The sequence below is a fragment of the Agromyces sp. P1_H4 genome, from assembly GCF_056405255.1.
Genome location: NZ_JBFUCL010000205.1, coordinates 1 through 6,812 on the forward strand (window position 1 = coordinate 1; position 6,812 = coordinate 6,812).

Sequence of the window (6,812 nt, forward strand, 5' to 3'; positions counted from 1 at the left end):
GACCTGCTGCGCGCCCTCGGCGAGCTCGGCCGAGCCCGTGGCGAGCTGCTCGTTGCCCGCGGCGAGCTGTGCGGTGCCGTCGGCCAGTTGCGTGGCGCCCGCGCCGAGCTGGGAGGCGCCGTCGGCGGCCTGCGTGGCGCCGTCGGCGAGCTGGGCTGCGCCGTCGGCCGCCTCGACGAGGTTGCCCCGGATGGTCGAGATCGAGCCGAGCAGCATCGACGCGGCCTCGCGGTTCACCGTCTGGGCGATGGTGGTGCGGATCTGTTCGATGGCCTGCTTGCCGATGGTGCCGGCGAGGTAGCTGTTCGCGTCGTTGGTCTCGAGGGTCAGCTCGGCCTGGCGGGGGGTGTCGGTGCTCACCGAGGCGAGCGCGTCCGAGAAGTCGGCGGGGATGGTGATGGCGAAGTCGTAGTCGGATGCCTCGAGGCCGGCCTGCGCCTCGGCCGCCGTGGTGCGGTGCCAGTCGAAGGCCCCGTCGGCGATGAGCTCGTCGGCGACCTCGTCGCCCACGTTGCGCGGTGCGGCGCCGTCGGATGCGGGCGTGCCCTCGTCCTCCACGACGAGCGCGACGGGCACCTCGGGGAACTTGGCGTACGGGTCCTGGTTCGCCCAGAGGTAGAGGCCGCCGTAGAGCACGGGTACGGCGATGAGCGCGAGCAGCGCGATGACCGACATGCGGGTGGAGGTGAGCCGCCGGAACTCGGCGGCGATCATCTGCGGGACCTTCACGCGAGGCCTCCCTCGGCGATGGCGGCCTGCTCGTCGGTCTCGTCGACCTCGTCGGCCTGCATGCGGGCGATCATCGCGGCGGCGCCGATGGCCGCTGCAGAGGCGTCTCCGGCGATGACGAGCACGGCGTATCCGCGGTCGGCGAGCCGGCGAGCGAGCGTCCACCACTCCTGCGGGTCGCCGCCGTGGCGGTCGGGTGAGACGAGCACGATGCCCTCGACCCCGTCGCGCAGGATGGCGAGCTCGGTGAGCAGGCGCAGGCGCACGACCGGGTCGACGTTCGCGATCGGCACGCGCGCGAACTCGCGCAGGCCGAGGTCGTCGAGCCAGCGCGACACCGAGACCGGGTTCGAGGGGACGCCGGCGAACATGAGCTCCTCGGCGGCGACGCCCGCGAGGGTGATGTCGGGAGCGGGGTCGGAGACGCCGGGCGCATCGACGAGGGCGACGGCGCGGCGGATCGCCGCGGCATCCGCTCGGCCGTCGATCGTGACGGAACCGGAGTCGGGCCGCATGCGCCCTGCGGCGAGCAGTCCGAGGACGGTGGGGCGCTGCTCGGTCTCGGCGCGGGCGAGCGTGGCGCGGCCGGATTCGTAGCCGACCGTGGTGGCGGCGAGCGCCTGGCCGTTGCGGCCCTTGCTCACCCCCCGGAGTTCGATCCTCATGCGTGGGTCTCCTGCTGGTCGTCGGCGACGGCGGGGGTGGCGCCGTCGACGGAGAGTTCGGGTGCCCGCGCGATGAGGTCGGCGCTGTCCTGCCACCCGAGGCCCGCGGTGCCGAGCACGGCGAGCATCACGAGGCGGCGGCCCTCGACGTCGTCGATGCCGGTTGCGGCGGCCTCGAGCAGCACCGAGATCGCGGCGGACTCGATGAGGCGCGCGAGCACCTCGGGTCGGATGTCGGGGCGCACCGTGCCCTCGGCGATGCCGCGCTCGACCAGCGTGCGCAGCCGATCGCGCACGGGCTTGAGGGCCTCGCCGGCGTGGGTGGCGTAGGGCTCGCGCACGGCCATGCCGGCGAGCATGCGCACGTGTGCCACCGCGCCCCACAGCCGTGCGCCCAGCAGGGCGATGGCGGTGGGTGCGTGGGGATGGTCGGTCGCCGCCGCGACGGCGTTGAGGCGCGCGGCCCCCACGTCGATGACGGCGACGACGAGGGCGTCGCGGTTGGCGAAGTGGCCGTAGAAGGCGCGCCGGGTCAGGCCGGCGGCGCTCGTGATGCGCTCGAGGGGGGCGTCGGATGCCTCGCCGAGCGTGTCGGCGGCGGCGGCGAGCAGGGCTTCGCGGTTGGCGGTCGCGTCTCGACGTGGCGCGCGACGGCCCGCGTCGATGTCGGACATGACTCCAGTCTACGAAGTTGCACACCGATGTGCAAGTTGTGCGGGCGTGTCCCCCGTTCCGGCCCCGAACGAGTGGCACTCGCATTGGGGCGCGGCCGAAAGGGCACGACCTGAGGATGGCTCTTGTGGCCGAATTGCGGCTGCTGCTTGGCTGGCGACGTGTCGAAACCGAGAGGAGACACCTCGATGTCCAGAACCTCAACCACACGCCTCGTGGCCGGCCTCGCCGCCCTGCCGTTCGTGGCCCTCAGCGTGCTCGGCGGCGGTCTCGCCGCCAACGCGACGTCGCCCGTCGACGGGGACCACCGGGTCCCGTACTGCCACGCCACGCACAGCGAGAAGAACCCCTTCGTCTTCATCGAGACCGACAAGGTCGCGGTCGTGCGTGCGCACGAGAAGCACCAGGACCTCGAGGACGTGTACCCCGGTTTCTGGTACGACGACCACGGCACCCCGACCTGGTTCGAGGGTCGCGGCGACGCGGCCTTCGCTGAGCGCGGATGCGTCGGAGGCGGCGGGGGTGGGCACGGCTGACCCACGGCCGCGGCCGCGACCGCGACGCTGGGGCGACCGCGACGCTGGGAAGCACGCGGTCAGAGTTCGGTCAGCCCCGTCCCGATGATGAACACGCCGATGAGGATGAAGATCAGGGCGGTGACGGTTGTGCTGTTGCGGCTGATCCAGTCCTTCATGGCCAGCAGCCGAGGTTCCATCCCCTTGCGGTCGGCGAGGGAGAGGATCACCGGCACCGCCACGGTCGAGGCGCCGATGACCGTGTAGATCACGATGACGATCGCCGCTTCGCCGACGGACAGGTCGGGCGCTCGGATGGCGAGCCCGGCAGCGATCGCGAGGAGCAGTCCCTTCGGCCGGACGTTCAGTGCGAAGGCGATGCCGAAGGCGCTCCACCGCCCCAGCTTGTCGACCGAGTTCAGCCACTTGGGCATCGCATCGGAAGGATTTCGCAGCGCGCGACGCCATTCGATGCTCGCGATCACCACGAGCGCGATGCCCACGAGGATCTCGATGATCGCGATGACCGTATCGGGCCGCCGATCGAATCGAGGTGACGGGACCGCTTGCGCGCCGAGCGTGAAGATGGTGACCATCGTCGCCATGCCCAGCACCCAGCCGATCAGGAAGGGCAGCGCCGTCTGCGCGCCCTTCGGCGAGAGGAGGATGACGATGGTCGCCATGATCGGCACCGAACTGATCGCCACGGCAAGCGCGATCGGGAGGATGTGTCCGATGGCCTGCAGCATCCGTTCTCCCCTCTKCTACTGCAGCGCCGACGTGAGGCGTGCGATGCCGTCGAGGAACGTCGCCGATGCGGGCTCCCGCTCCCACTCCTCGAGCGTCAGCTGCCGGCCGACGGCTCGATAGCCCGCCTCGACCTCGCGCATGTCGGCCACGAACGAGGCCCCGCGCACCAGCATGATCACCTCGAAGTTCAGGTTGAACGAGCGGATGTCCATGTTGCTCGAGCCGATCACCGCCACGTCGTCGTCGATCGACAGGTGCTTCGCGTGCAGGATGTACGGGCCGGGGTACAGCCAGATCTGCACGCCCGCCCGCAGGAGGGCGCCGTAGTACGACCGCTGCGCGTGCCACACCGAGCCCTGGTCGCCGATCTCCGAGACGAAGAGCTGCACGTCGAGCCCGCGCAGCCGGGCCGACGTGATCGCGTACATCATCGCCTCGTCTGGCACGAAGTACGGGCTCGTGATGATCACCCGCTCCTGCGCCGAGTTCACGAGCGACAGGAAGAGCCGCAGGTTGTTCTCGCCCTCGAACGCCGGACCGCTCGGAAGGATCTGGCAGTCGAGGGCGTCGGGCGAGGTATCGAAGGGCACGGCGGTCGCGCGGACGTTCTCGTCGTCGGCGAGCAGCTCGTCGGTCTCGGCGTACCAGTCCGACATGAACACCGCATTGAGCGCCGTCACGGTCGGCCCGGTGACCCGGGCCACGAGCTCCTGCCACTGCAGGCCGCGCTTGATGTTGCTCTTCGAGTTGTAGCTGCGGTCGATGAGGTTCTGCGAGCCGGTGTAGCCGACGCGCCCGTCGACCACGACGATCTTGCGGTGGTTGCGCAGGTCGGGACGCTGGAACTTGCCCTTGAACGGCTGCACGGGGAGCATGAAGCTCCACTTGGCCCCGATCCGGTCGAGCTCGGCGTAGGTCGCCTTGTGCGTGGCCGAGCGCCCGGTCGAGATGTGGTCGAGCAGCACCCGCACCGTCACGCCGCGCCGCACGGCGCGCTCCATGGCCGCGAAGAAGTCCTTCGTCGTCACGTCGAGCGACACGATGAAGAACTCGACGTGCACGTAGTGCTCGGCCGTCTCGATGTCCGCCGTCATGGCGTCGATCGATGCCTGGTAGTCGCCGATGAGCGTCGCGGTGTTGCCGCCGATGACCGGGAGGGCGCCCAGTCGCCGGTTCTGCTCGGCGATGGTGGCGAACCAGGTGGGCCACTGCGATCGATCCGTGGCCAGCTCGACGCCCGCCGCGCGCTCGGTGATGAGCCGGTTCACCTCCGCCTGGCGCACCCGCCACTTCTTCGGCAGCTTCACGTTGCCGATGAGCAGGAACAGCAGAATGCCGATGAACGGGATCAGGAAGATGGCGAGGAGCCAGGCCATCGCCGCCGTGGGCTTGCGATCCCGCGGGATGATGATGAGGGCGGCGATGCGGATGGCGAAGTCCGCCGCCACCAGCACCCACCCGATGATGGTCGCCGTCTCGGCGCTCATTCCGGCACGACCGCTCGACGTGTCGCTGCAGCACCGGCCATGGCGCCCTCCCCAGTACGGTCGCTCTCGCCGCCCGCCTCGCTCAGGCGACCGGTCGGTCGTCTGAGTATGGCACCGGCAGTGCGGCCGTCCAAGACCTGCCGCGCCGGGGATCGGGCGCGTCGCCGGTGGCGTCCCCCGTCAGTCGGTGCCGAGGTCGAACGCGGCTGCCTCGTTCGCGGCATCCGTGGCGGCCTCGAGGTCGGTCTCGAGCTCGCCGGCAGTGATCGCCGCGGACTCGCCCGCCTCGAGGTCGCCCACGAGCTCGGCCGTCGCGCCGCCCACGATGCCCTGGAGCGCGTACTGCTCGAGACGCGCACGGGAGTCGGCGATGTCGAGGTTGCGCATGGTCAGCTGCCCGATGCGGTCCTCGGGGCCGAAGGCGGCGTCGCCGACCCGTTCCATCGACAGCTTCTCGGGGTGGTAGCTGAGCGCAGGGCCCGAGGTGTTCAGGATCGTGTAGTCGTCGCCGCGACGCAGGCGCAGGGTGACCTCGCCGGTGACGGCCGAGCCGACCCAGCGCTGGATGGACTCGCGCAGCATGAGCGACTGCGGGTCGAGCCAGCGTCCCTCGTACATCAGGCGACCGAGGCGGCGGCCCTCGGCGTGGTAGTTGGCGATGGTGTCCTCGTTGTGGATCGCGTTGAGCAGGCGCTCGTAGGCGATGTGGAGGAGCGCCATGCCGGGCGCCTCGTAGATGCCACGGCTCTTCGCCTCGATGATGCGGTTCTCGATCTGGTCGGAGACGCCCAGGCCGTGCCGCCCGCCGATGGCGTTCGCCTCGTACACGAGGGCCACGGCGTCGGAGAACTCCGCGCCGTTGATGGCGACCGGGCGGCCCGCCTCGAAGCGCACCGACACCTCCTCGGTGGCCACCTCGACGTCGTCGCGCCATGCGGCCACGCCCATGATGGGCTCGACGATGTCGAGTCCGGCGTCGAGCTCCTCGAGGCGCTTCGCCTCGTGTGTGGCGCCCCAGATGTTCGCGTCGGTCGAGTAGGCCTTCTCGGTGGCGTCGCGGTAGGGGAAGCCACGCGCGACGAGCCATTCGCTCATCTCCTTGCGGCCGCCGAGCTCGGTCACGAACGCCGCGTCGAGCCACGGCTTGTAGATGCGCAGGCGCGGGTTGGCCATCAGGCCGTAGCGGTAGAACCGCTCGATGTCGTTGCCCTTGTAGGTGGAGCCGTCGCCCCAGATGTCGACGCCGTCCTCCTTCATGGCACGCACGAGGAGCGTGCCCGTCACGGCCCGGCCGAGCGGCGTGGTGTTGAAGTAGGTCTTGCCGCCCGAGCGGATGTGGAACGCGCCGCACTGCAGCGCGACCAGGCCCTCCTCGACGAGCGGGGCCTTCGCGTCGACGTGGCGGGCGATCTCAGCGCCGTACTCCTTCGCGCGCTCGGGTACCGCGGCGATGTCGGGCTCGTCGTACTGGCCGATGTCGGCCGTGTACGTGCAGGGCACCGCGCCCTTCTCTCGCATCCACGCGACCGCCACCGAGGTGTCGAGGCCGCCGGAGAAGGCGATGCCGACGCGTTCGCCGACGGGCAGGCTGGAGAGGACTTTCGACATGCCCACCAGCCTACTTGCGCCACTTCCCCGGCGACGACGCCGCCAATAGACTCGCGCCACCGGTCGCGCGGCACCATCGACGTCGCCGTCGTCGCATCCACTGGACGGTCCGGGCCGCCGACCGACCCACGGCCGGCGGTGCACTCCACACGAAGGAGAAACACGCATGCAGAAGCACAGGGTGATCGGCGCGGCATCCGCCGTGGCCATCGCCATCGGCCTGATGGGCGCCGCGGTCGCACCGGCCGCAGCCGCCTCCGGGCCCGAATCCACGTACCTCGTGCTCGCCCCGCAGGGCAAGAGCACAGCGAAGGCCGCGGCCCGGGTGGCCGCAGCGGGTGGCACCGTGGTCGCCGCCTACGACCAGATCGGCGTGCTCGTCGCCA

At 70.7% G+C, this 6,812-nt stretch carries 7 protein-coding genes and 1 pseudogene; 2 read left to right on the forward strand and 6 right to left on the reverse strand.

From position 1 onward, the window contains the following. The 3 genes from AC1DY2_RS12680 to AC1DY2_RS12690 form a co-directional block, all read right to left on the reverse strand. Positions 1-729 (reverse strand): YhgE/Pip family protein (locus tag AC1DY2_RS12680; RefSeq protein ID WP_476762756.1); only part of this gene is annotated, 729 nt, incomplete at its 3' end. Continuing rightward, on the reverse strand, positions 726-1,394 hold the full coding sequence (locus AC1DY2_RS12685) for a hypothetical protein (protein WP_476762757.1): 669 nt from the start codon (positions 1,392-1,394) through the stop codon (positions 726-728). The genes AC1DY2_RS12680 and AC1DY2_RS12685, both read right to left, overlap by 4 nt. After that, positions 1,391-2,068, reverse strand: a complete 678-nt coding sequence (locus tag AC1DY2_RS12690) for a TetR/AcrR family transcriptional regulator (protein WP_476762758.1) — start codon at positions 2,066-2,068, stop codon at positions 1,391-1,393. Before AC1DY2_RS12690 ends, AC1DY2_RS12685 begins: the two co-directional genes overlap by 4 nt. 186 nt (positions 2,069-2,254) lie before the next feature. On the opposite strand from AC1DY2_RS12690, the gene AC1DY2_RS12695 reads away from it, so the two are divergent. After that, entirely contained in the window at positions 2,255-2,602 is a 348-nt protein-coding gene (locus AC1DY2_RS12695; RefSeq protein ID WP_476762759.1) for a hypothetical protein, read from the forward strand. 59 nt (positions 2,603-2,661) lie between these two features. On the opposite strand, the gene AC1DY2_RS12700 is transcribed toward AC1DY2_RS12695, so the two are convergent. The 3 genes from AC1DY2_RS12700 to argG form a co-directional block, all read right to left on the reverse strand. Then, the gene (locus AC1DY2_RS12700) at positions 2,662-3,330 is read right to left on the reverse strand and encodes a GAP family protein (protein WP_476762760.1); all 669 of its coding nucleotides are present in this window, start codon (positions 3,328-3,330) and stop codon (positions 2,662-2,664) included. 15 nt (positions 3,331-3,345) lie between these two features. After that, positions 3,346-4,818 (reverse strand): cardiolipin synthase, encoded by a 1,473-nt coding sequence (gene cls, locus AC1DY2_RS12705; RefSeq protein WP_476762761.1) that lies wholly within the window; start codon positions 4,816-4,818, stop codon positions 3,346-3,348. Between the two features lie 180 nt (positions 4,819-4,998). Next, the gene (gene argG, locus AC1DY2_RS12710) at positions 4,999-6,426 is read right to left on the reverse strand and encodes an argininosuccinate synthase (RefSeq protein ID WP_476762762.1); all 1,428 of its coding nucleotides are present in this window, start codon (positions 6,424-6,426) and stop codon (positions 4,999-5,001) included. 166 nt (positions 6,427-6,592) lie between these two features. Here argG and AC1DY2_RS12715 point away from each other — a divergent pair. Then, positions 6,593-6,812: pseudogene (locus tag AC1DY2_RS12715) on the forward strand (hypothetical protein); the annotation flags it as partial.

Coding starts and splice junctions, on each gene's coding strand:
- AC1DY2_RS12685 (WP_476762757.1), bottom strand. CDS start 1,394: ATGAGGATCGAACTCCGGGGGGTGAGCAAGGGCCGCAACGGCCAGGCG.
- AC1DY2_RS12690 (WP_476762758.1), bottom strand. CDS start 2,068: ATGTCCGACATCGACGCGGGCCGTCGCGCGCCACGTCGAGACGCGACC.
- AC1DY2_RS12695 (WP_476762759.1), top strand. CDS start 2,255: ATGTCCAGAACCTCAACCACACGCCTCGTGGCCGGCCTCGCCGCCCTG.
- AC1DY2_RS12700 (WP_476762760.1), bottom strand. CDS start 3,330: ATGCTGCAGGCCATCGGACACATCCTCCCGATCGCGCTTGCCGTGGCG.
- cls (WP_476762761.1), bottom strand. CDS start 4,818: ATGAGCGCCGAGACGGCGACCATCATCGGGTGGGTGCTGGTGGCGGCG.
- argG (WP_476762762.1), bottom strand. CDS start 6,426: ATGTCGAAAGTCCTCTCCAGCCTGCCCGTCGGCGAACGCGTCGGCATC.